Source organism: Streptomyces calvus, assembly GCF_006782915.1.
Taxonomy (GTDB): Bacteria; Actinomycetota; Actinomycetes; order Streptomycetales; family Streptomycetaceae; genus Streptomyces; species Streptomyces calvus.
The window spans coordinates 1-23016 of sequence record NZ_VCNP01000012.1 but is presented as its reverse complement, the minus strand read 5'-3'; the positions used below and the strand labels follow the sequence as shown (position 1 = coordinate 23016).

The 23016-nt window shown below is 71.1% G+C and carries 17 protein-coding genes and 1 pseudogene; 8 read left to right on the top strand and 10 right to left on the bottom strand.

Annotated elements, in window-relative coordinates; genetic code table 11:
• Positions 1-18 precede the first annotated feature (18 nt).
• From FGW31_RS06920 to FGW31_RS06885, 7 genes are all read right to left on the bottom strand, one after another.
• Entirely contained in the window at positions 19-1287 is a 1269-nt protein-coding gene (locus FGW31_RS06920; RefSeq protein WP_142192473.1) for an ABC transporter substrate-binding protein, read from the bottom strand.
• The gene (locus tag FGW31_RS06915) at positions 1284-2306 is read right to left on the bottom strand and encodes a hypothetical protein (protein WP_142192472.1); all 1023 of its coding nucleotides are present in this window, start codon (positions 2304-2306) and stop codon (positions 1284-1286) included. Before FGW31_RS06915 ends, FGW31_RS06920 begins: the two co-directional genes overlap by 4 nt.
• A complete protein-coding gene (locus FGW31_RS06910; RefSeq protein WP_142192471.1) occupies positions 2303-3703 on the bottom strand; it encodes a vWA domain-containing protein in 1401 nt (466 codons plus the stop codon). Before FGW31_RS06910 ends, FGW31_RS06915 begins: the two co-directional genes overlap by 4 nt.
• A gap of 249 nt (positions 3704-3952) precedes the next feature.
• Positions 3953-6322 (bottom strand): tetratricopeptide repeat protein, encoded by a 2370-nt coding sequence (locus FGW31_RS06905; RefSeq protein ID WP_142192470.1) that lies wholly within the window; start codon positions 6320-6322, stop codon positions 3953-3955.
• Positions 6309-7631: a S1 family peptidase gene (locus FGW31_RS06900; protein WP_142192469.1), complete on the bottom strand. Its 1323-nt coding sequence runs from the start codon at positions 7629-7631 to the stop codon at positions 6309-6311. Before FGW31_RS06900 ends, FGW31_RS06905 begins: the two co-directional genes overlap by 14 nt.
• Before the next feature lie 536 nt (positions 7632-8167).
• On the bottom strand, positions 8168-9229 hold the full coding sequence (locus FGW31_RS06890) for a branched-chain amino acid aminotransferase (RefSeq protein WP_142192468.1): 1062 nt from the start codon (positions 9227-9229) through the stop codon (positions 8168-8170).
• A gap of 18 nt (positions 9230-9247) precedes the next feature.
• Positions 9248-9634, bottom strand: coding sequence for a nuclear transport factor 2 family protein (locus FGW31_RS06885; protein WP_142192467.1), 387 nt, complete (start codon positions 9632-9634; stop codon positions 9248-9250).
• A 183-nt stretch (positions 9635-9817) separates the two neighbouring features.
• On the opposite strand from FGW31_RS06885, the gene FGW31_RS06880 reads away from it, so the two are divergent.
• From FGW31_RS06880 to FGW31_RS35545, 5 genes and pseudogenes are all read left to right on the top strand, one after another.
• Positions 9818-10513, top strand: a complete 696-nt coding sequence (locus tag FGW31_RS06880) for a phosphatase PAP2 family protein (RefSeq protein ID WP_142192466.1) — start codon at positions 9818-9820, stop codon at positions 10511-10513.
• Positions 10514-10818: 305 nt separating this feature from the next.
• On the top strand, positions 10819-12354 hold the full coding sequence (locus FGW31_RS06875) for a sensor histidine kinase (RefSeq protein WP_142192465.1): 1536 nt from the start codon (positions 10819-10821) through the stop codon (positions 12352-12354).
• Between the two features lie 92 nt (positions 12355-12446).
• Positions 12447-13085, top strand: coding sequence for a response regulator (locus FGW31_RS06870; protein WP_142192514.1), 639 nt, complete (start codon positions 12447-12449; stop codon positions 13083-13085).
• Positions 13086-13099: 14 nt separating this feature from the next.
• Positions 13100-13969 (top strand): annotated as a pseudogene (locus FGW31_RS35550) (aldehyde dehydrogenase family protein).
• A complete protein-coding gene (locus FGW31_RS35545; protein WP_233452423.1) occupies positions 13915-14490 on the top strand; it encodes an aldehyde dehydrogenase family protein in 576 nt (191 codons plus the stop codon). The pseudogene FGW31_RS35550 and the gene FGW31_RS35545 overlap by 55 nt, the downstream one beginning before the upstream one ends.
• Positions 14491-14904: 414 nt before the next feature.
• On the opposite strand, the gene FGW31_RS06860 is transcribed toward FGW31_RS35545, so the two are convergent.
• The 3 genes from FGW31_RS06860 to FGW31_RS06850 form a co-directional block, all read right to left on the bottom strand.
• A complete protein-coding gene (locus FGW31_RS06860) occupies positions 14905-15630 on the bottom strand; it encodes an SDR family NAD(P)-dependent oxidoreductase (RefSeq protein WP_142192464.1) in 726 nt (241 codons plus the stop codon).
• Between the two features lie 246 nt (positions 15631-15876).
• A complete protein-coding gene (locus FGW31_RS06855; RefSeq protein WP_142192463.1) occupies positions 15877-17406 on the bottom strand; it encodes a helix-turn-helix domain-containing protein in 1530 nt (509 codons plus the stop codon).
• Between the two features lie 333 nt (positions 17407-17739).
• On the bottom strand, positions 17740-18354 hold the full coding sequence (locus FGW31_RS06850; protein ID WP_142192462.1) for a dihydrofolate reductase family protein: 615 nt from the start codon (positions 18352-18354) through the stop codon (positions 17740-17742).
• Between the two features lie 280 nt (positions 18355-18634).
• Between FGW31_RS06850 and acnA the strand changes: the two genes are divergently transcribed.
• The 3 genes from acnA to FGW31_RS34945 form a co-directional block, all read left to right on the top strand.
• Positions 18635-21349: an aconitate hydratase AcnA gene (gene acnA / locus FGW31_RS06845; RefSeq protein ID WP_142192461.1), complete on the top strand. Its 2715-nt coding sequence runs from the start codon at positions 18635-18637 to the stop codon at positions 21347-21349.
• 105 nt (positions 21350-21454) lie between these two features.
• Complete coding sequence (locus FGW31_RS06840) at positions 21455-21868, top strand: hypothetical protein (RefSeq protein WP_233288541.1); 414 nt, start codon at positions 21455-21457, stop codon at positions 21866-21868.
• Positions 21869-21881: 13 nt separating this feature from the next.
• Positions 21882-23016: caspase, EACC1-associated type (locus FGW31_RS34945; RefSeq protein WP_185907420.1), on the top strand; the 1135-nt coding region annotated here is incomplete at its 3' end.

Here is a 23016-nt window from a genome sequence, read left to right as displayed (position 1 = left end):
CGTCCCGCGCGCCCCGGCTCACGTCGTACTGCACACCGTCCTCGGCGCCGCGCTCCGGTCGGTGCCCTGTGCTGTCTGCGCGTCCTGCACCCGCTGCACGTCCGCCAGGACGCCCGGGATGTCGATGTCCCGGCCGGCGGCCGCGCGCGCGATGGTCAGCAGGACGGCCTCGTAGAAGGCGTCCCGTACGGCCGGTGGCATGACGTCCGAGGCGTCCAGGCAGCGGGGCCCTTCGCCGAGCCGCCGCGCGATCTCGCGTTCGACCGCGCTGCCGTGGGGCGCCACCCGGCGGTTCGCCGAGAAGACGTTCGTCGTCGCGGCCCACTTCTGCTGGCCCTCCTTGGAGGCGAGCCGCCGGATCAGCTCCCGGGCCTGCGGCCGGTCGCCGAACAGGGCCGCGAAGTCGCCCGTCACCTCACGGCCCCGGAGCCGGCCGTCGCCGCCGGGAAGGAGCCGGGCGGAGTCCGTCATGCGTGCGCGGCGGGCCTCGTCCTTGTAGAAGGACGGCGCGAAGGAGCCCTGGTGCTCCAGGGTGCAGCCGCCCCAGCCCTCGAACAGCAGCCCGTTGCCGTCCGGGTCGCCGCGGTGGTCGGTGAGCAGGGCGTGCCGGGCGGCGGCCCGGTCCTGCCGGAGCAGGGACGCCCACGACTCCCAGGCGGTGCGCACCGCGTCGCCCCGCCACCAGTCTCTCCGCTCCTTGTTCAGCGCCCACTTCTCGTAGACGTCGGGGCCCTGCTGCTGGAGCACCAGGTCCTCGATCCAGTCGGTGCCGGGCCAGCCGGAGGTGCCGTCGTCGCTCATGCCCATGCACCAGCTGCGCAGCGGGGCCGGGGAGGCGGCCGGACGCTCGCCCTCGCGGTACCAGACGATGCTCTTCAGGTCCGCCTTGACGGGCACCCAGTAGACGTGCCCGGAGCCCGAGCCGGTCGGCTTCCAGGGGCCGCCGTACTCCTCGGGGTCGTAGAGCGCGTCGAGCGGTTCGAGGAGATCCTGTTCGGCGTATTCGGCGAGTTCGCCGATGCTCGGCATGATCACGATGTCCGGTGGTTCGCCCGACTGCACCTTGGACAGCAGCACCTCCCGCTGCGCCGCGGTGCCCTGGTAGCGGAAGGGGATGCCGAAGCTCCGCAGCACGGCCTCGAACTGCTCGCCCTGCTTGGCCGTCCACGTCCCGAGGATGGTCACCGGCTCGCGGTCGTCGTGCCGCGCCCACAGCACCACCGTGCCGACCGCGGTGATCACCAGCATGACCACGACGAGGACCAGCATCCTGAACCGTCGGGTCACCGCCGCCTCCAGTAGTCGTTGTCGAGGCGGCTGCCGAGCCCCAGCGCGGGCAGCACGATCGCCATCAGGCTGCCGACGAAGGCGACGAGGTACACGGTGTCGGTCCGGGCGGCGGTGGCCAGTTGCTCGCGCACCTCCTCCGCCCGCTCCGTGACGTGCTGCTGCGCGACGGCCGGTGCCGCGGCGTGCTGCCGGGACAGCGCGGTGATCTGCCGGAGGTCCGCGACCGCCCCGCCGCGTTCGTCCTGGGTGAAGTACGTCACCGACAGCGGAGCCACCGCGAGCAGCACGGTGAGGACGAACGCCACCAGCAGGGACGGGTTCCAGTCGCGGCCGCAGCGGTCGCGCAGCACGAACAGGGCCGACAGCAGCGTCAGGGCCGCAGCGGCCAGCGCCAGTTCGGCGATCCACCACCCGGCCCGCTGCCACCACCCCATGGCGGCCGTCGCCTCCGCGTGCCGCAACTGCGTCCGCTGCAGGGCGTCCAGGCGCGGTGCGAGCCCCACCGTGCTGCGGGAGAGCAGCGACTTCGCCTCCTGGAGCTTCTGCTGCTGCATGAGCGGCTGGTCGCGGTAGAGGGACGTGCCGAGGCCGAGCGAGTTGCTGTAGGTGGCGAGCAGCCCCTTGACCGTGCCGAGGTCCTGGTCCGTGCGGTCGGCGATCCGGGACAGGCCCTGGTCGGCCGCCGACAGCTGGGACCGGTAGGTCTCGCCGGATCCCGCGACACCGACGAGCCGCATCTCCACCAGCGCCTCCGCCTCCTGGTGGGCGCGCAGGGCCGCGAGCCGGGTGGCGGCCAGCCCCTGCACCGCCGGTGCCTCCCGGGACGCGAGCGCCTCGGTGCTCCGCTGGATCTGCCGGCACGACAGGAACAGGGCGGTGGACGCCACGGCCGTCAGCACGAGCAGCGCCACCAGGTGCGCCTCCAGCAGCCGGCGGGTCCGCCAGGGGCGCAGGCGCCTGCGCCAGTACGCGGCGGGGGAGTGCCGGCGCCACACGGTGGCGGGTCCGTTCGTCACCGCAGCTCCTTCCCGCACGCGATGCAGAAGCGGGCCGCGCTCCCGGCCGGTGCGTTGCAGTCGACGCAGCGCGGGCCCGGCCGCGCCGCGACGGTGTCGGGCGGGGGCCAGTCGGGACGGGATCCGGCGCGCAGGATCATCGGGCCGAGGCTGCCGGCGTCGACGTCGCGCAGTCGCACCCGCATTCCGGGCGGGTCCCCGATGTCGGCGACGGTGCGGATCACGTCCAGCACCCAGTGGGTGCCGAGCCGCGCCGCGAGCCGGGCGGCCCGCCCCAGGCACTCCTCGGCGACGTCCCGTTGGCCGTTCTCGGCGGCGACGAGCCCTCGGCGCAGCGCGTTGCCCATCCGGGCCGTGTCGTTGAGCCCCCGTACGCTGCCGGTGCCCGCGCGGGCGTGCGGCGGCAGCCGGCCCGGCAGGCGCCAGCGGGCGGTGACGGGCTCGTGGACGTCACCGATGGAGACCATGGCGAACTGCAGCTCGGTGTCGAGCGGGTCGGCGTCCGCGTCGGCGACCAGGGTGAGCAGGTAGTCGCGTCGGCCCTGTTCCCACTGGTGGGTGGGGAAGCTCCAGCGGTGCGGCAGGCCGGCCAGGAGCCGCCCGCCGAGCTGGTGCGGCCGCGGTGACCGCTCATTGAGCGACACCTCGCGCACGGTGGGCCGCACGGTCACCTCGATCGGCAGCCGGGGAGTGTGCACCCGGCGCAGCCGGTGGATGGCCTCGGTGATCGCCCGGCCGAGCCCGTCGTCCACGAAATCGGCGGTCCCGTGTAGGCGTTCGGCGAGCGTCAGCAGCGGGTCGGGCGCCCAGTCCGAGCCGACGGCGAACACATGGCAGCTGAACTGGCCCGCGCAGGCGTCCAGTTCCTCCTCCAGGCGGGTCTCGCCCGCGGCGCTGCTGCCGTCGGTGATCAGCACCAGATGCCGTACGGACACCGGCCGGCCGGCGAGCAGGGCGCGCGACGCGGCGACCCAGGCGGCGTACCCGGCCGGACGCGGCCCCTCCCGGTGCAGCGGGAGCGACCCCACGACGAACGCGGCGCGGCGTCGTTCGTCCCGGTCGGCGACGGCCCACTCGGCGTCCCCGCGCGGATAGCACCGCACCGGCTCGGGGCCGCTGCCGAGCACGGCGAAGGAGATCCGGTCGGGCAGGGCCCGCAGCACCGCCGGCAGGGCGTGCCGGACGGCCGCCCGGTTGGACTCGGCGACGTCCACCGCGATCACCACGGCGAGCTGGACCGCGGGCAGGTCGCCGGGGACGCCGTCGGCGGACACGTCGACGCGGAGATGCGCCTCGATCTTCGCGTTGCGGTGCGGCTGCGGATCGTCGTCGAGTTCGACGCGCAGCCGGATGCCCGGCTGCGGCGGCCGGCTCCGGCCGCTCCTGTCGTACGTCACCGATCCCTCACCTCCCTCACCTCCGTCACTTCCATCACCTCCGTCGCCGCGGCGCCCCGCGCGTGCCGGGTGCCGGGTGCCGGTCCGTCCGTCGTGCCGTGTCCTGCCGTGTCGTGTCCTGCCGTGTCCTGCCGTGTCGTGCGGTGCCGTGTCCTGCCGTGCGGTTGGTGCGCGGTTCGTGCCGTGTCGTGCGGTGGTTGGTGCGCCGTTCGTGTCGTGCGGGAGACGGCCGTGTTCCAGGTCGTGCGGTCAGAACACGGTCTGGGGTCGTATCGCGTGCATGAGGTCCACCAGATGCTCGTGCGCGGCGGACGGCTCCTGGTGGCGGGCCGCCAGCCGCCGGTACAGCTCCTCCAACTGCTTGCGCAGCATCCGCTCCGGAGCGCTCAGCCGGCGCAGCGCACGGGCGTCGAGCCGCCGGGCACGCCGGCCCGGCGGGCCGTGCCGGTCGCTGAGGTGGTGCACCGCGTCCAGTTTCCATTCGTGCAGTTCGGTGCTCAGCCGCAGCGCCTCGTCCTCGGACAGGCTCGGCTCGCCTGCGCCGGGGCTGCGGCCCACCAGACCGGGCAGTTCGGCCAGCACCGCGTCGACCTCGGCCGGCGCGGGCAGCGGATCACCGTCTCCGGGCAGCCGGGCCGCGCGGATGCGCAGGGAGGCGATCCGGGCGACGGTGTGGTCCAGGGTGCCCGGCCGGACCCGGCCGAGCACGTCGATGGCCGCCCGGCGGTCGTGCGCGCGCAGCGCGAGCCTGGCCAGGCCGAGGGCGGCGCCGCCGTGTGCGGGATTGCGGGCGAACACCGCCTCGTACAGTTCCCTGGCCGTGGGCTCGGAGGTGTCGTCGCCGAGCCACTCCGTGCAGTAGGCCAGGGCCAGTTTGGGCGCGTACTCGCCGGGCAGTTCCAGGCCGGCTCGGGTGAAGTGGGCCCGGGCCTCGGCGACCTGTCCCCGGTCGCCGTGGTGGCCGGCCCGGCGCAGCGCGAGCAGGGCGCGGTGCCACTCCAGCCGCCAGCGGCGTACGGCGGGCGGCCCGGGGACGGAGTCGGCCGTGTCGAGTTCCTCCTGGGCCAGGTCCAGGTCCTGCGGGGTGTTCCGGCTCAGCAGGACGCGCACGTTGTGCAGGCAGATCTCCACCGAGCGGGGCTTGGCGCCCTCCTGCGCCAGGAGGCGGAGCGGGTCGTAGCCGCTGCTCACCTCGAACCGTGCGGCCTGCGGATCGCCCGGATACGGCCTCGGCACCGGCAGGCAGGCGGCGATCTCGGCGGGTGTGGGCGCGCCGGGGTCGAGGGCCGGCGCCACGGGCGGCTCGTACCGGTCGCGGGGGAGCCGGTGCAGCCAGTGCTCGATGCCCGGCACCGTGCCCAGCCGCGCGCCGAGCAACTGCGTGGACGGCCGGAAGTAGTCGGACGGCTCGGGCGGGTCGCTCTTGCCGCGCAGCGCGCGGATCTCCCGCAGGGCGCCGCGCAGTTGGCCGGCCATTTCGCGGGCGTCGGTGAAACGCCGGTCCGGGGCGGTCCGCACGGCGCGCTCGACGACGCCCCGGAAGGAGGCGGTGCCGAGACCCGGTACCTCCGCGACCGCCCAGCGGGCGAGTTCCCGCAGGGTGACGCCGACCGTGTACAGGTCGTGGGCGACGGTGAGCGTGCCCGACCTGCCGGTCTCCGGCGCCATGTAGTCGGCCGTGAGGTGGGCGGGCGGCTGGCTCCGGCCCTGTTCGCGCATGCCGCCGAGGTCGATGACCTTGACGCCGTCCCCGTGGTGCACGACGTTGGACGGCTTCATGTCGCCGTACACGAAGACCCGTTCGCCGCCGTCGTGCAGATGGGCGAAGGCTTCGAGGATCTGGCAGCCGTACGCCGCGACGTGCTCGATGTCGAGGACGTACTCGGCGCGCCGGACCTCCTCGACGACCTTCACCAGGGTGCCGTCGCCGACGTCGTCCATGACGATGTACCCGCCCGTGACCTGACCGGTGTCGTCGCTCCGGGCGACGAAGTCGCGGATCTGGACGATGCGGGGATGGCGGATGGCGACGAGGTTGCGGCGTTCGACGTCGGCCAGCCGGGCGCCGTCGTGCTCGTAGCGGTTGAGCAGGCCCTTGACGGCGACGACCTCACCGAGATGGGTGTCCTCGGCGAGGTAGACCCAGCCCTGGCCGCCGTGCGCGATGGGACCCAGGATCCGGTACTGGTCGCGCAGCACGTCGCCCTCGGCGAGTTCCGGCCGGTACGAATAGCGCAGGCCGCAGGCCGGGCAGTAGCCCTCGAGCGGCACCGGACCCTCGGTGTACGGCGGGGCGAAGGTGATGCCGCAGTCCTCGGACGAGCAGCTCATGCGGATCCGCAACGGCATCCGGGGATCGATGAGGCGTTCCTCGGCGGCACGCGGCTCCCGCTCGGGCAGCGACAGCAGTTCGCGGGGCCCGAGTTCCCGCGGGTCCTCGGGCAGCGCGGGCAGCCCGGGGCCGTTCCGCGCGCGGCCGCACACCGCGCAGTGGCCGGTGGGCAGCAGCGTGCCGCCGCAGCGGGCACCGGTGAAGTGCCGGTGCGGGCAGACCGTCCTGCTCGCGGGGTCCTCCGGCCCCGCCCCGGGCGGGCGGAGCGGCGCGTCACCGTAAACCATGGCGGCTCAGATCGGCGCGCAGGTCCTTGATCAGTGCGCGCAGCCGGGTGAGTTGCTGCTGCGGGTCGCGTACGTCGTCGATCAGGCGGCGCACGGCCCGGTGCCGGTCGGCGGTCTCGGTGACGGAGTCGAGGGAGGCGCTGTCGACGAGTCCGCGGCGGATCGCCTGGCTGAACTCCGCGCGCTGCAGACGCTCGAGCAGCAGGTCCGCGTGGGCCAGGAGGGCGGGCTGCAGCAGGCGGTCGCGGGACGCGGTCCAGCCGAGGCCGCCCTCCTGGCGGAACACGAGCAGCAGCCGGAAGCCGAGCACCCGCAGCCGGGCCAGGATGTCGATCAGTGCGCCCGGCCGGGGCTCCTCGTCGAGACCGTCGACGAGGACGGTGACGGGCCGGCCGGGCGCGCAGTCGGCCGCCCGCGCGGGCCGGGGCTTGGCGCCGCGCAGCCAGTCCCAGTACGCCAGGTACTCACTGGCCGGGAAGGCGATCCGGCCCAGCGCGTGGTCGATGAGGTCCGGCCTGCTGGCTCCGCCGCGGTGGACGACGTGGGCGCGGTGCGTCAGCTGCCGCAGCGAGCGGTCCTTGCCGCTGCCCGGCGGCACCACGGTGATCTTCACCGGGTCCTCGTCCGGGTCGTCGAACCAGCGGTGCAGCCGCTCCTCGAAGCCGTGGTCCCAGGCGTGCGGTCCGATCAACTCCTTGACGACGGGCGAGAGTTCCGCGATGCGCTCGACCGGGACCAGGTACGAGAAGGAGAGCCGCTTGTCGTCGGGCAGCACCGCGACCGGATCGCCACGCCGGCTGACGACGAGGCCGACCACCCGCACGGGGGACCCCTCCCGGGGCCGGGTGCACACCGCGGCGCCGCCGAAACCGGCCCGCACCGCCTCCGACTCGATGACGGCGTCGAGCTGCACCCGCTCACCGCTGACGCCGCCGATGCGCCCCCACAGGCTCACGCCGCCGTCGAAGCCCTCCGCGTAGCCGGTGGTGTACACCTCCATGCCGCCCCACAGGCCGGGATCCAGCAGGGCACGGCGGGCCTGCGGGCGCGGGCTGTCCAGGCGCAGCACGGCGACGTCCTCGCCGTCCGCGCGCTCCGGCAGCCAGCCGCCGGGCAGGACGCGGGCGGAGACCGGTTCGAGCGCGCTGTTCTCGGCGAACTCCAGCCACATGACGGCGTCGGGACGGCGCACCACGTGCGCACACGTCAGCGCGGTGTACTGGTCGACGAGCACGCCGGCACCGCAGACAGGGCCGTGCGCGTCCTCGCGCCGCAGCCTGAGCCTCCAGTCCGCACGCAGTTCCCCCATGCCGCCTCACATTACGTGCAAAGGGTGGTGCGTCCCTAGACTTGTGTGCAGCGTGACCCGGTCAATCGACGGGGGACGACGGTGCGTTGACGGCACGCGGCCGTCGTTGCGGCCGTCCGCGGAGCCGCGGCGGGGACCGTCAGGTGAACAGATGTACGCCGGCCGCCTCGACCAGGACACAAAGCGGGTCCGAGGGGTGTGCGCACAGCGTAATCCATTACTTTCGTTGGGTCGATGAATTACGAAAGTTGGTTGACGGTCGAGGTGTTTTCCGGGGCGGCCGAATTTCCTTGACGCGCCTCAGGAGATCAACCTACGCTCCCGTGGGCAGTACCGGCCGGTGGCGGGACTGCCCCTGTGGCATTCTCGGGGGAGCTTTAGGGCGCCAGGGCGACCTGATGGTGGTGGACAACGTGGCCGTCGGCCATGGCCGACGGCCCTTCACCGGCGATCGGCGGGTCCTGGTCGCCATGTCCGGCTGACCGACGCACGTGCAGGTGGCCGCCGTCCCTGGACGGCGGCCCCACACGTGTGTCTCACCGCCGGGGCGCGACCGTCCTGACCCAGCCCTCCGGGGACCGCGAGCCGCCCGTCTGCGCGTCGATCAGGGCGTCCCGCAGCGCGAGGGTCACCGGGCCCGCGCCGCCGGTCCCCACCTTCCACTCCTCCTCGCCGTACCGCACCGTCCCCACCGGCGTGACCACGGCCGCCGTACCGGACGCGAAGGTCTCGGTGATCGTGCCCGCCGCGCACTCGTCCCGCCACTGGTCGACCGCGATGCGCTCCTCCCGGGGCTCGTAGCCGAGCCGCGCCGCCAGCCGGAGCAGCGAGTCCCGCGTGACGCCCGGCAGCAGCGTGCCGCCGAGCGGTGGCGTCACCACATGGGCGCCGGAACCACTGCCCCGCACGAAGAACAGGTTCATCCCGCCCAACTCCTCCACCCACCGCCGTTCCTGGGAGTCGAGCCAGACCACCTGCCGGCAGCCCGCCCGCAGCGCCTCCTCCTGCGCCAGGTAGGTCGGCGCGTAATTGCCGGCGAACTTCACGCCACCCGTCCCGCCGGGTGTCGCCCGGGTGTAGCGCGAGCTGACCCAGACGGGCACCGGTTCGGGCCCGTCCGCGAAGAAGCCGCCGGTGACGAAGGCGATCAGGACGAAGGTGTACTCCCGGGCGGGCCGCAGTGCGAGGTTGGCCTCGCTGGCGAACAGCAGCGGACGCAGGTACAGGCTCAGCCCCGGGTCGCTCGGCAGGGCGTCCTGGTCGGCGGCGACCAGGAGGTCGACGGCCCGCAGGAACATGTCGCCGGGCACCGGCGGCATGGACAGGCGCCGGGCGGAATCGGCCATGCGCGCCGCGTGGTCCTCCGGCCGGAACACACCGACCGTCCCGTCGGCCCCTCTGTGCGCCTTGAGCCCCTCGAACACGGCCTGGCCGTAGTGCAGACCGACGGCGGCCGGTGACAGGGACAGCGCGGCGTGCGGCCCCAGCCGCAGCGGCGACCAGCCCTCGTGGGCCGTCCATACGGACGTGACCATGTGGGCGGTGAAGGACTCACCGAACTGCGTTCGCTCCGGGGATCCCCCGCTGGTTTCAGTCATCGTGTCCCCCGGAAATCCTCAGACCAGCGGTGTGTAGAAGAATGTCTTCCGCCGGGAGAACCTCCCGGCGGGTGTCACGGTGAAGAAGTCCGCGAATTCGACAGACGCTTTCCGGCCATCCCGCAGAATTCCGCGGAACTTTCCCTGGACGGCCACCTCGCGGTCCGCGGTGACGAGCCCGCGTATCGTGTGCCGTCCGCTTTCTATCACCCGTTCCTCGCGATAGAAGCGCTCCAGCTCGTCATGGCCGGTGAGCTTGTCGTAGCCGGGGCGGTGGTACTCGGCGGTGGGCTCGAACAGCTGGATCAGGCCACCGACGTCACCGTCGTCCACGAGACGGTAGTAACGGCGGACGGCATCGGCCGGGGCACGCTCGGTTTCGGGTGCATTCGAGTGCTCGGACATGGTCCTCCTGACGGTTCGGCGTCCTGAGCGATTCAACAAGAAGCACCGGGAGATTGTCGAAGGTCCCGTCCGAAGTCCTGACTAAAGTAAGGGTTCATTGATTGCCTTCGTGCAATGTGCCGCCGCCTGATCGGGCCTTACGTTCTGGTGAGGAAGAAAGCTGATGAGGCTGGGAGCACATCGATGATCACCCTGCAGGGGCTGACCGAACCGTACGGCGATTACGTCGCGGCGGACAGCAATGGTGCCGGCGTCTACCGGGACATCACGGAATGGGCCGACTCCACACCGGGCTGGATGCAGAAGCTGGGTGAGATCGGCACCGAAGGCGGCATTCTCGTCTTCGTCGCGCTGCTGCTGTTCCAGTGGTGGCGGGCGCGCAGGCGGGACGACCGTTCCATGGCGCTCGCCCTGCTCGCTCCGGCCGCGGTCGCCGTCGTCTACATCCTGAGCGAGGGCATCAAGCTGCTCGTACGGGAGGAGCGCCCCTGCCGGGACGTCACGAACGTGACGGTGATCGCCGAGTGCCCCGAACCGGGTGACTGGTCATTCCCCAGCAACCACTCGGTCATCGCCGCCGCAGCCGCCGCCACGCTGTTCGTCACCTGGCGCGTGATCGGCCTGCTCGCCCTTCCCCTCGCCGCCGTCGTCGCATTCAGCCGGGTCTACGTCGGCGTGCACTACCTGCACGACGTCGCGGCCGGATACCTGCTCGGCGTTCTGCTGGCCCCCCTCCTCCTGCTCGCCCTGAGGACCCCGGGCACCCGGGCCGTCACCAGGCTCCGGCAGCAACGCCCACTCGCTCTCGTCCTGGGTGCCTCGCCGTACGCACCGCCGGCCCGCGCTCCGCAGCACGCGCGCCACTCCACGTACCGCTGACCCCCCTGAGCGCGTTCCGGTGACGAGCCGGAGCGCGAGGGCGTTGTGCGCCGGGAACCCCCGCTCGGTGCACAACGCCCTTTCCTCATTCGCGAGGCCGACAGAACCGCTTCGGCAACACAATTCTTCGTAGACTTTCGTCAGTACCGCAGCCCGTGGCCGCTGACTACTCTGACGCTGTGACAACCATGATCACTGGCCTTGCCCGACTCGTTTGCGCAATTCCCCCGTCGGAACGGCCCCCGCGGCCCAAGCGCTGGCCACTGATCGCGTTCCTCGTCTGGGCGGGACTCAACCTTCCTGCCGTGCTGCTCGTCCCCGGACCGTTCTCCGACGCGACCCGGATGTGGCGCATTCTCGTCGGCGCCGTCGTCATCGCCGTCGCCGTGGCGCTGCACCGCGCGCTGCCCCTGATCTCCTTCGCCCTGTGCGTGGCCCTGTGGTGGGTCAGCGGGGTGTCCCACAACGACGTCGGCGCCATCGTCGTGTCGCCGTACCTCCTGCCGGTGTTCATCACGAGCTTCACCGTGGGGCGCCTGCCGGTGAACCCGCAGGCGGTGCTCGGGGCGCTGGGGCTGGTGGCCTTCGCCGGGACGGCCGCCATGGCCGTCGCCGGCCTGACCATGCCGATGTGGTTCGTCCTCGTGACCGTCCTGATCTTCGCCTGCCTGCTGCCGTGGCTGGTGGGCCGGTACAACCGCCAGCGGCACGAACTGCAGCACGCCGGCTGGGAACACGCCCGCCAGCTGGAACTGCAGCAGCGCATCAGCGTGGAACAGGCCAGGCTGCGAGAACGCACCCGGATCGCCGAGGACATGCACGACTCCCTCGGCCACGAGCTGAGCCTGATAGCGCTGCGCGCCGGAGCCCTCCAGATCGCCCCGAACACCGACGAGCAGTTCCGCGACGCGGCGGGCGAGCTGCGCGCCAGCGCGGCCAACGCGATGGAACGCCTGCGGGACATCATCGGCGTACTGCGCGAGGACGACGCGCCCGCCCCCATGGACCCGTCACACGCCGACGTCGACGTTCTCGTCGACCGGGCCCGCAAGTCAGGGGTGCCCGTCGAACTGGAGCGCACGGGCGATGTCGGGACCCTGCCGAACATGACCGACAAGGCCGTGTCCCGGGTGGTGCAGGAGTCGTTGACGAACGCCGTGAAACACGCCCCCCGGGCGAAAGTGAACGTCACGCTCGCCTACACGGCCACGGAAGTGTGTGTGACCGTACGCAACGGGGCTCCGCCGGAGCTGCCGCCGCAGGGCCGTCCGCAAGGGCGGCGAGGGCTGATCGGGCTGGAGGAACGGACGCGGCTCGCGGGCGGTGAGTTCCACGCGGCCGCGCTGCCCGACGGCGGCTTCGAGGTCGTCGCGCGCCTGCCCCGTACCCCCACGACCATCAGGAACGCCGGAAGCCCGCCTCCGGTGGACCCGTGGGCGGACTCGACGTCCAGTGGCCTCGCCCAGGCCACCACACGCCTGCGGCGCCGCTTCATCACCGTGGTCTTCCTCCCGCTCGGGCTGTTCGCCTGCCTCACCATCGGCATGCTCGGGTACTACGCGTACCTGTCGACGACGTCCGCGCTCGCTCCCAAGTACTACGCCCAACTCCGGATCGGGGACAGCACGTCCAAGGTCGCGCGCCTGCTGCCCGACAACGAAATGAGCGATCCGCCGAACGAGTATCAACCCGAACCCGCGGGAACCACCTGTCGCTACTATCGCGCGAGCGAGGCCCTTTTCGTCCGGGTGGACGTCTACCGGCTTTGTTTCGACGACGGACGACTGGTGGCGAAGAGCGTCATCACCGCGGAGTCCCGGGCACCCGTGGACCACGACTGAAGCGACTGTCGCGACAAGCCGCCGACAGTTTCACGACAGAACAGGAGAAGGCAATTCCTGCAATTCGACTCATCCTTGCCGACGACGAGCCGATGATTCGCGCCGGTGTGCGGGCCATTCTGGCCGCCGATCCGGAGATCGAGGTCGTCGCGGAAGCAGTGAACGGCTCCGAAGCTGTCGACCTGACGACGAAGCACCGCCCGGACGTGGTGCTCATGGACATCCGCATGCCGGTGATGGACGGGCTCGCCGCAACGGCTGAGATCAAGCGCCGTGTCCCGGACACCTCCGTGCTCGTCCTCACCACCTTCTCCGAGGACGAATACGTCGCCCGTGCCCTCGGTGACGGAGCCAGTGGCTTCATGCTCAAGTCCGGTGACCCCCGTGAACTGCTGACGGGCGTGCATGCGGCGTCCAGGGGCGCCGCCTACCTCTCGGCCAAGGTGGCCACGCGGATCATCGCGGAACTCAACCGCGGTTCGGCCGGGCAGCGCATGGTGCGCAGCTCCGAATCGCGCGGGCGCCTCGAAGGGCTGACCGAACGGGAGCGGGAGGTGCTCGCCTTCCTCGGCAGGGGGCTGTCCAATGCCGAGATCGCCAAGCGCCTGCATGTGGTGGAGGGCACCGTGAAGAGTTATGTGAGCTCCATTCTCACCGGGCTCGGAGTGCGCAACCGCGTGCAGGCGGCGATCATCGCCTACGAAACCGGACTCGTGGACGAGGACCGGTGAACACAAGGGGGAACATGATCACTGAAACCGTGGACGCGGCGATACACCGTGCTCGCCTCGCCCAGCAGGAAGCAGCGTCGTGGACCCAGGAGCGGGTCGATGAGATCGTGACTGCGGTCGGTTGGCAGTGCTACCGGGAGGAAAACGCCCGGCGACTCGCTCTGCTCAGCCATTCCGAGACGTCTCTCGGAAATCCGGAGCACCTTTATGCCCTGCAGCGACGACGGGTTCTGGGAATACTCCGTGACCTGCACGGTGAGACCACCGTAGGAGTCGTGGAGGATCTGCCGGAACTGGGCCTGCGCAAGCTCGCCAAGCCGTTGGGAGTCATCGCCGTGGCGACGCCCGCCACCGCTCCCGCGCCCGGAATCATCTGCAATGTGCTGCCCATGCTCAAGACGCGCAATGCGGCGGTCTTCAGCCCCAACCCGCGAGCGGCCGGCACGGCCGGGGAAACGATCCGCATCATCCGGGCGGCACTCGCCGAGGTCGGCGCACCGCCGGATCTCGTCCAGTGCCTGGAGACCACGGGCCGGGCGGCGAGCAGCGAACTGATGGCCGCCGCGGACTACGTCGTCGCCATCGGCGGTGTGTGAACGGTGCGGCGCGCCTACGAAAGCGGCACCCCGACCATCGGCGCGGGGGTGGGGAACCCCACCGTCGTCGTGGACGAGACCGCTGACCTGACGGACGCGTCCGAGAAGATCCTGACGGGAGCGAGCTACAACAACGGCACCTCGTGCTCGTCGGAGAGCAACGTACTCGTCCACGCATCGATCGCTGCCGGTTCTCCGCCGAACTCGTCCGCCGGGGCGCCCACCTGTGCACCGTGGAGGAGACCGCTCGCCTACGTGCTCTGCTCTGGCCCGACGGCGTGGCACTGAACCGGGAAGCGATAGGCCGACCGGCATCCGACCTCGCGGAACTGGCCGGAATCCCCGTCGAGCAGCCGGAGAAGACGGCGCTGCTGGTCCTCGCGGCCGAGGATCCCGGAAAGGACGATCCGGTTCTCCGGGAGAAGATCGCACCGGTGCTGACCCTGTCCGTCTTCGACGACTTCCGCCAGGCCGTGGAACTCGTACAGCTCCTGGCGGATCGCTGCGGCCGCGGCCACAGCTGCGGCATCCACAGCAACCGGTCGGACCGGGTGGCGGAGCTTGCGGAGGCGGTGAGCACCTGCCGGGTGGTGGTGAACCAGTCGACCATGACCAACACCGGAAGCTTCGAGAGCGGGGTGCCCTTCACCACGACGCTCTCCAGCGGCAGTTGGGGCGGATCCAGCACCTCGGGCAACATCACATGGCGTCACTTCCTCAACTACACGCTGATATCCCGCCCGATCCCCGCACGAGTCCCTGACGAACCGACACTGTTCGGCAAGTACTGGACCGAACGGGAGCGCTGACAGCCGGGCTTGCCGCACCCGGTGGCCGGCCTCGGCCGAGGCCGCGGAGGCCGACTCGTCGGACGAGAGCGCCTCGAACCCCGGTTCCGGCCCTGAGACCCTCAGGACTGCCGACGGTGCCGCCGCACCCCTCCCACCCGCGTTTCGCGCGACACAGGCAGGGGTGCGGCCTCCCGAGGTCCGCCGTCCCGCCGCCATCGAGCAGAAACCGCGCCGTCGCCCAGCGCGTCGTCCTCGAAGGCTCGAACCACACCCTGGACGCCTCGCGCATCGCGGTCGCGGACGACTCCGGGGGTGACGGGGGCAGGCGGCGAGCCGGAGCCGGTGGTGCCCGGTACGACCCCACCGATGCCCGGCACGACGTCCATGCCACCGGGAGGGGGTACCGCGACGTGGTGAGTGCCCGAACCGGACTCAGTCGGCCCTGAACTTGTCGGCGAGCCGGAACTCGAAGTCCTCGGGCAGGTCGTAGTGGAAGATCTCGGGGGCGTCGCGCTCGACGTGGGCCTTCCAGTAGAGGTCGGCGATCACGTCCGGCTCCGAGTTCGGCCGGCCGCTCCCGATCATCGCGCCCAGCGCGACGTGCGCGACGTGCACTCCACGGTCGGCGACGGACTCGTTCAGCGCGAGGAGCCAGTTGCGCAGGGCGGCGTTCGCGGCATTCGCGTTGGCGACCTGCGGGACCACCATCGGGCCCGATCCGGCACCGCTCGTCCCGATGACGGTGCCGGCACCACGGTCGATCATGCCGGGAAGCACCTGGCGAACCGCGGCGACCGCGCCGAAGAAGCTGGTCTCGAGCTCGGGCAGAACCGCCTCGACGGTGAGATCGACCGCGGAGACGAGCGGCCGGTCCGCCAGGTCGGACAGCGTCGGGGCGGGTGAGTACTCCAGGACGTCGATGGACCCGAAGTGTTCCTCCGCGGCCGCCAGCGCCTTCGCGAGGTTCTGGCGATCGGTGACATCGGCCGGGAAAGCGGCAGCCGACACCCCTGCGCTCCGGAACCTGTCGACCATGGCCTCGAGTTGGGATGCACGTCGCGCCACGAGCGCCACGTCGAAGCCGCCTCTCTCGGCGAACTTCGTACCGATGGCGAACCCGAGTTGCGGCCCGGCACCCACGATCGCAATGGTCGACACAGCTCGTCCTCCAACAGCAGATCCGTCTGCCCCGGTGCCGGCCGGCCCCGGCTCACCGATCAGCCGATGCTCGACCCCGCCGTCGAACTCCCGCTGAACATGGTGTCACGGCTTCTCCATCCCCTGGAGGCCGCCGATCGAGCAACCGTCGTCGACACTTCGGGGTTCTTGATCCCACAGGTGCCGCCGCACCCGCCCATGACCCGCACGACAGCAGGCCGGGCAGGGTGCGGCGGCACCGTCGCGTCAGATGTCCCGGAAGATCTCGATCTGCGCCCCGATCGAGTTCAGCCGCTCCGCCAGGTCCTCGTAACCGCGGTTGATGACGTACACGTTGCGCAGTACGGACGTGCCCTCCGCCGCCATCATCGCCAGCAGCACGACCACCGCGGGGCGCAGGGCCGGCGGGCACATCATCTCGGCGGCGCGCCAGCGGGTCGGGCCCTCGACCAGGACGCGGTGCGGGTCGAGCAACTGCAGGCGTCCGCCGAGGCGGTTGAGGTCGGTCAGGTAGATCGCGCGGTTGTCGTAGACCCAGTCGTGGATGAGGGTCTTGCCCTGGGCCACCGCCGCGATCGCCGCGAAGAACGGCACGTTGTCGATGTTCAGGCCGGGGAACGGCATGGGGTGGATCTTGTCGATGGGCGCCTCCAGCTTGGAGGGCCGGACGGTCAGGTCCACCAGGCGGGTACGGCCGTTGTCGGCGAAGTACTCGGGGGAGCGGTCGTGGTCGAGGCCCATCTCCTCCAGGACCGCCAGCTCGATCTCCAGGAACTCGATCGGCACGCGACGCACCGTCAGTTCCGACTCGGTGACGACGGCGGCGGCCACCAGGCTCATCGCCTCGACCGGGTCCTCGGAGGGAGAGTAGTCCACGTCGGCGTCGATGGTGGGCACGCCGTGCACGGTGAGCGTGGTGGTGCCGATGCCGTCGACCTTGACGCCCAGGGCCTCCAGGAAGAAGCACAGGTCCTGGACCATGTAGTTGGAGGAGGCATTGCGGATGACGGTGGTGCCGTCGTGGCGGGCGGCGGCGAGCAGGGCGTTCTCGGTGACGGTGTCCCCGCGCTCGGTCAGCACGATCGGGCGGTCCGGGGCGACGGAGCGGTCGACCACCGCGTGGTACTGGCCCTCGGTCGCGGCGATGTCCAGGCCGAACCGGCGCAGCGCGATCATGTGCGGCTCGACGGTGCGGGTGCCGAGGTCGCAGCCGCCGGCGTAGGGCAGCATGAAGCGGTCCAGGCGGTGCAGCAGCGGGCCGAGGAACATGATGATGGAGCGGGTGCGGCGGGCGGCCTCCGCGTCGATGGACGCGAGGTCCAGCTCGGCCGGGGGCACGATCTCCAGGTCGACGCCCTCGTTGATCCACCGGGTGCGCACGCCGATGGAGTTCAGCACCTCCAGGAGGCGGTACACCTCCTCGATGCGGGCCACGCGGCGCAGCACCGTGCGCCCCTTGTTGAGCAGCGAGGCGCACAACAGTGCGACGCAGGCGTTCTTGCTGGTCTTGACGTCGATGGCGCCGGAGAGGCGGCGGCCGCCCACCACGCGCAGGTGCATCGGTCCGGCGTAGCCGAGGGAGACGATTTCGCTGTCGAGGGCTTCTCCTATGCGGGCGATCATCTCAAGGCTGATGTTCTGGTTGCCGCGCTCGATGCGGTTGACGGCGCTCTGGCTGGTGCCCAGCGCCTCGGCGAGCTGCGACTGTGTCCATCCGCGGTGCTGCCGGGCGTCACGGATGAGCTTGCCGATGCGTACGAGGTAGTCGTCTGCCATGGGGTTGAGGCTATCTCAGATATGAGATGGCACCTCTCGGGGGGTCCGTTCGGGTGATGGGGTGTCAGTGTGCCCTCTGTGTGGGGGTGTGATGTATCCGGGCGTGAATGGCGGGTCGGGACAAACCGGTCTATGTCATATGACGTGTGGTCGTGCGATGGGTGTGCGGCCGCGTCCGCGGGCGCGGATGGGCGCTGTTGTGACGGCATCCTGTCGTGACTGCTGCTCGGGTGGAACGAGGGTGGGGGCGAGGGTGGAGCGAGGATGGAACGTGAAGAACGGCACCCCGCGGGGTGCCGTCGGCTTCTCGGTGGCGTTCCGTAACCGGCCTCCTCAGTGGATCTCGTAGGTCAGGTGCGTCGCGGTGGATGTCGGGGTGACGGTCCGCTGTACCAGCGTGCGCGGCTTTCCGCCGGTGAACAGTGGCGTCCCGGCGCCGAGTACGACGGGCGCGAGGTGCAGGCTCAGTACGTCGACCAGTCCTGCCTCGAGCGCCGAGCCGACGGTGGCGCCGCCGCCCATGAGGACGACGTCGAGGTCCTTGCCGCTGCTCGCCGACGCCGCCTCGGCGCGCTCGCGCGCGGCGGCGACCGCGTCGGGCAGGCCGGTGGTGACGAACGTCCAGTCGAGGTCGGTGAGCCGCACCGACGTGGGCGGCGAGCTCGTCACGACGACGAACGGGGGCTTGCCGACCTCGCCCGCGCCGTAGCCGACGGTGTCGTCCCAGCCGTTCGGGCCGTCGACCACGTCGAAGAGGTGGCGGCCGAGCACCACGGCGCCCGAGCGGTCGGTCGCCTCGCGCACGATCCGGCGGTCGTCGGGGTCGTCGGAGAACGCCCAGGTGTGCAGGGCGTCGCCGCCGGTGCCCAGACCGTTGTCCAGGCCGGGGTCGGGCCCGGTGACGAAGCCGTCGAGGGAAACCGAGATGTCAGCGATGATTCGGGTCATACGGGATGGACCGGATCCACCGCCGGAAGTCATCGCTCACTCGTCCCAGCCACGGGTTCGGTGGAAAACGGACAGAGGCGCGGGAAGAAGTGGCGGGGTCCCGGCATGACCATTCGGCCCCCGTGTACTAGAGTTATCTCGACATCGAGATATCTGCCGAGGCGCACCGCAGCCGCCACCCTGGTAAGGGATACCTAACTTAGCCTTACCTTAGCGGATCGGCCAGGGCGGCGTGGCGGCAGGATGCGGTGGTACGCGCACATCAATGAAGGAGACTGTCGTGTCGGCGAACAGCTTCGACGCCCGCAGCACGCTGCAGGTGGGCGACGAGTCGTACGAGATCTTCCGGCTGGACAAGGTCGAGGGCTCCGCGCGCCTTCCCTACAGCCTGAAGGTGCTGCTGGAGAACCTGCTCCGCACCGAGGACGGCGCCAACATCACCGCCGACCACATTCGCGCCCTCGGCGGCTGGGACTCGCAGGCCCAGCCGTCGCAGGAGATCCAGTTCACGCCCGCCCGAGTGATCATGCAGGACTTCACCGGCGTGCCCTGTGTCGTGGACCTCGCCACCATGCGTGAGGCCGTGAAGGAGCTCGGCGGCGACCCGGCGAAGATCAACCCGCTGGCCCCGGCCGAGCTGGTCATCGACCACTCCGTCATCGCCGACAAGTTCGGCACCAACGACGCCTTCAAGCAGAACGTCGACCTCGAGTACGGCCGCAACAAGGAGCGCTACCAGTTCCTGCGCTGGGGCCAGACCGCGTTCGACGAGTTCAAGGTCGTCCCGCCCGGCACCGGCATCGTCCACCAGGTGAACATCGAGCACCTGGCCCGCGTCGTCATGGTCCGCGACGGCAAGGCCTACCCGGACACCCTGGTCGGCACCGACTCGCACACCACCATGGTCAACGGCCTCGGCGTCCTCGGCTGGGGCGTCGGCGGCATCGAGGCCGAGGCCGCCATGCTCGGCCAGCCGGTCTCCATGCTGATCCCGCGCGTCGTCGGCTTCAAGCTCACCGGCGAGCTGCAGCCCGGCACCACCGCCACCGACCTGGTGCTCACCATCACCGAGATGCTGCGCAAGCACGGCGTCGTCGGCAAGTTCGTGGAGTTCTACGGCGAGGGTGTGGCGGCCACGAGCCTCGCCAACCGCGCCACCATCGGCAACATGTCGCCGGAGTTCGGCTCCACCGCCGCGATCTTCCCGATCGACGACGAGACCCTGAACTACATGCGCCTGACCGGCCGCAGCGACCAGCAGGTCGCGCTGGTCGAGGCGTACGCCAAGGAGCAGGGCCTCTGGCTGGACCCGAAGGCCGAGCCGGACTTCTCCGAGAAGCTCGAGCTGGACCTGTCCACCGTCGTGCCGTCCATCGCCGGCCCGAAGCGCCCGCAGGACCGCATCGTCCTGGCGAACGCCGCCGAGCAGTTCAAGCAGGACGTCCGCAACTACGTGGACAGCGTGGACGAGGCCGGCCAGGAGTCCTTCCCGGCCTCCGACTCCCCGGCCGTCTCCAACGGCGCCCCGAGCAACCCGGTCCCGGTCACCGCCCCCGACGGCACGACCTACGAGCTGGACCACGGTGCGGTGACAGTCGCGGCCATCACCTCCTGCACCAACACCTCCAACCCGTACGTCATGGTCGCCGCCGCCCTGGTGGCCAAGAAGGCGGTCGAGAAGGGCCTGACCCGCAAGCCGTGGGTCAAGACCACCCTCGCCCCGGGCTCCAAGGTCGTCACCGACTACTTCGAGAAGGCGGGCCTGACCCCGTACCTCGACAAGGTCGGCTTCAACCTCGTCGGCTACGGCTGCACCACCTGCATCGGCAACTCCGGCCCGCTGCCGGAGGAGGTCTCCAAGGCCGTCAACGACCACGACCTCGCCGTCACCTCGGTCCTCTCCGGCAACCGCAACTTCGAGGGCCGGATCAACCCCGACGTCAAGATGAACTACCTGGCGTCCCCGCCGCTGGTCGTCGCCTACGCGATCGCCGGCTCCATGAAGGTGGACATCACCAAGGAGGCCCTGGGCGCCGACCAGGACGGCAACCCGGTCTACCTGAAGGACATCTGGCCGACCGAGGCCGAGGTCAACGAGGTCGTCGCCAACGCCATCGGCGAGGACATGTTCTCCAAGTCCTACAGCGACGTCTTCGCCGGCGACGCCCAGTGGCAGGCGCTGCCGATCCCCACCGGCAACACCTTCGAGTGGGACGCCGAGTCCACCTACGTCCGCAAGCCCCCGTACTTCGAGGGCATGCAGATGGAGCCGGCCCCGGTCGAGGACATCGCCGGCGCCCGCGTCCTGGCCAAGCTGGGCGACTCGGTCACCACCGACCACATCTCCCCGGCCGGCGCCATCAAGGCCGACACCCCGGCCGGCAAGTACCTCACGGAGCACGGCGTCGAGCGCCGCGACTTCAACAGCTACGGCTCCCGCCGCGGCAACCACGAGGTCATGATCCGCGGTACGTTCGCCAACATCCGCCTGCGCAACCAGATCGCGCCGGGCACCGAGGGCGGCTACACGCGTGACTTCACGCAGGAGGGCGGCCCGGTCTCCTTCATCTACGACGCCTCGCAGAACTACCAGGCCGCCGGCACCCCGCTGGTCGTCCTGGCCGGCAAGGAGTACGGCTCCGGCTCGTCCCGCGACTGGGCGGCCAAGGGCACCGCGCTCCTCGGCGTCAAGGCCGTCATCGCCGAGTCCTACGAGCGCATCCACCGCTCGAACCTCATCGGCATGGGCGTCCTGCCGCTGCAGTTCCCGGAGGGCCAGTCCGCCGACTCCCTCGGCCTGACCGGCGAGGAGACCTTCTCCGTCTCCGGCGTGACCGAGCTGAACAACGGCACCACCCCGCGCACGGTGAAGGTCACCACCGACACCGGCGTCGAGTTCGACGCGGTCGTCCGCATCGACACCCCCGGCGAGGCGGACTACTACCGCAACGGCGGCATCATGCAGTACGTGCTGCGCAGCCTGATCCGCAAGTAAGCGGTACGGCAGGGCAGTTCAGGGCCGCATCCCCGGCGACGGGGGTGCGGCCCTCGCCGTTGTCCCCGTTGTACGCTGGGGCACCACGAGGTGACGGGGGTGGCGGTGAGCCGCGGTACACAGCGCATGCGTCTCGTCCTGACCGGACAGCGGGACGGCGACCAGGAAGAACTCGACGAGCTGACCCTGCGGTTGCGCGAGCGGCTGCTCGAACTGGACGTGGACGACGTCGAACCCGTCCGTTCCGAGGACGTCCCCGACGGCGCGAAACCGGTGGACGCGATCGCCGTCGGCGCCCTCGCCGTGACCCTCGCCCCCATCGCGCTGCGCTCGGTGCTGGACCTGGTGCGTACCTGGATCGAAAACCGCCCGGTGCGCACCGTCGCCCTCACCCTCGGCGAGGACAGCCTGGAACTGGAGGCCGTCTCCGCCGCCGACCAGCAGCGCCTGATCGACGCCTTCCTCGCCGCGCACGGCCCGGAGGCGGACGACCCGCCGCAGCCGGATCCGGCGCACTGAGGGACGTACGACCGTGTCCGCAGGCCGTTACGCGCTGCTCGTCGCGACGGGCACCTACGACAACCAGGCCCTCAGCCGGCTGCGTTCGCCCGCCAGGGACGCCCGGGAACTGGCTCAGGTGCTGCGGGACCCACGGATCGGCGACTTCGAGGTGGACATGGTCGTCGACGGCGCCCACCACCAGGTCACCCAGGCGGTCGAGCAGTTCTTCCTCGACCGCCGCAGGGACGACCTGCTCCTGCTGCACATCTCCTGCCACGGCCTGAAGAACGACAACGGCGAACTGCACTTCGCCGCCAGGGACACCGACCGTCGGCTGCTCGCCTCCACCTCCGTCCCCGCCCAGTTCGTGCAGCGCCAGATGCGCCAGTGCCGGGCCCGTTCCGTCGTGCTGCTCCTCGACTGCTGCTACAGCGGCGCCTTCCTGGCCGCCAGCAAGGGCGACACGTCCGTCCACATCGGGGACGACCTGGCCGGGCACGGCCGGGCGGTGATCACCGCGACCAACCGCACCGAGTACGCCTGGGAGGGCGAGAGGGTCACCGAACTCGACCCGGAACCCTCGCAGTTCACCGGAGCCCTGATCGAAGGGCTGCGCACCGGCAGGGCGGACCGCGACGGAGACGGCCTGATCGGCCTCGGCGAGCTGTACGACTACGTGTACGAGGAGCTGCAGGAGTCCCGCGTCCGGCAGCGCCCGCAGATGTGGGCCGAGCTGGAGTACCGGATCGTGGTGGCGCGGTCGGTCCGGCCGGCCGTGCCGCGACGCGGTGAGGACCACGAGCACCCCCTTCCGCAGCCGTCGCCCGCCACCACCACTCGCCACGCACCCGCACCGGCACCCGTACCCGAGCCGACGTCCGTCCGCGTGCCGGAGCCCGCCGGGCCCGGGACGGACGCACGTCCCCGGGACCCGCTGGCCCGGCTGGCCGTGCTGGCCGACGCGATGGCCGAACTGCCGTGCATGGAGGACCCGGGGGGCCGGGGGCACTTCGCGGCGGTGCTGGGGGACCTGCTCGCCCGCCCGGTCGACCTGCGCGGCGTCCGCCTGCGCGAGGACGTGGTCGCGATCGCGCGGACCGCGCTGCACCAGGACGGCGGGGAGGACGCGCTGCTGGCCGCGATCGAGATGTTCGAGGGCAGGCAGG

What these genes read in the sequence shown, in the direction of transcription:
- FGW31_RS06890 (WP_142192468.1), bottom strand. Translation starts at nt 9,229, where the DNA reads ATGACTGAAACCAGCGGGGGATCCCCGGAGCGAACGCAGTTCGGTGAG.
- FGW31_RS06855 (WP_142192463.1), bottom strand. Translation starts at nt 17,406, where the DNA reads ATGGCAGACGACTACCTCGTACGCATCGGCAAGCTCATCCGTGACGCC.
- FGW31_RS06870 (WP_142192514.1), top strand. Translation starts at nt 12,447, where the DNA reads ATGATTCGCGCCGGTGTGCGGGCCATTCTGGCCGCCGATCCGGAGATC.
- FGW31_RS06850 (WP_142192462.1), bottom strand. Translation starts at nt 18,354, where the DNA reads ATGACCCGAATCATCGCTGACATCTCGGTTTCCCTCGACGGCTTCGTC.
- FGW31_RS06905 (WP_142192470.1), bottom strand. Translation starts at nt 6,322, where the DNA reads ATGGTTTACGGTGACGCGCCGCTCCGCCCGCCCGGGGCGGGGCCGGAG.
- FGW31_RS06900 (WP_142192469.1), bottom strand. Translation starts at nt 7,631, where the DNA reads ATGGGGGAACTGCGTGCGGACTGGAGGCTCAGGCTGCGGCGCGAGGAC.
- FGW31_RS06885 (WP_142192467.1), bottom strand. Translation starts at nt 9,634, where the DNA reads ATGTCCGAGCACTCGAATGCACCCGAAACCGAGCGTGCCCCGGCCGAT.
- FGW31_RS06880 (WP_142192466.1), top strand. Translation starts at nt 9,818, where the DNA reads ATGATCACCCTGCAGGGGCTGACCGAACCGTACGGCGATTACGTCGCG.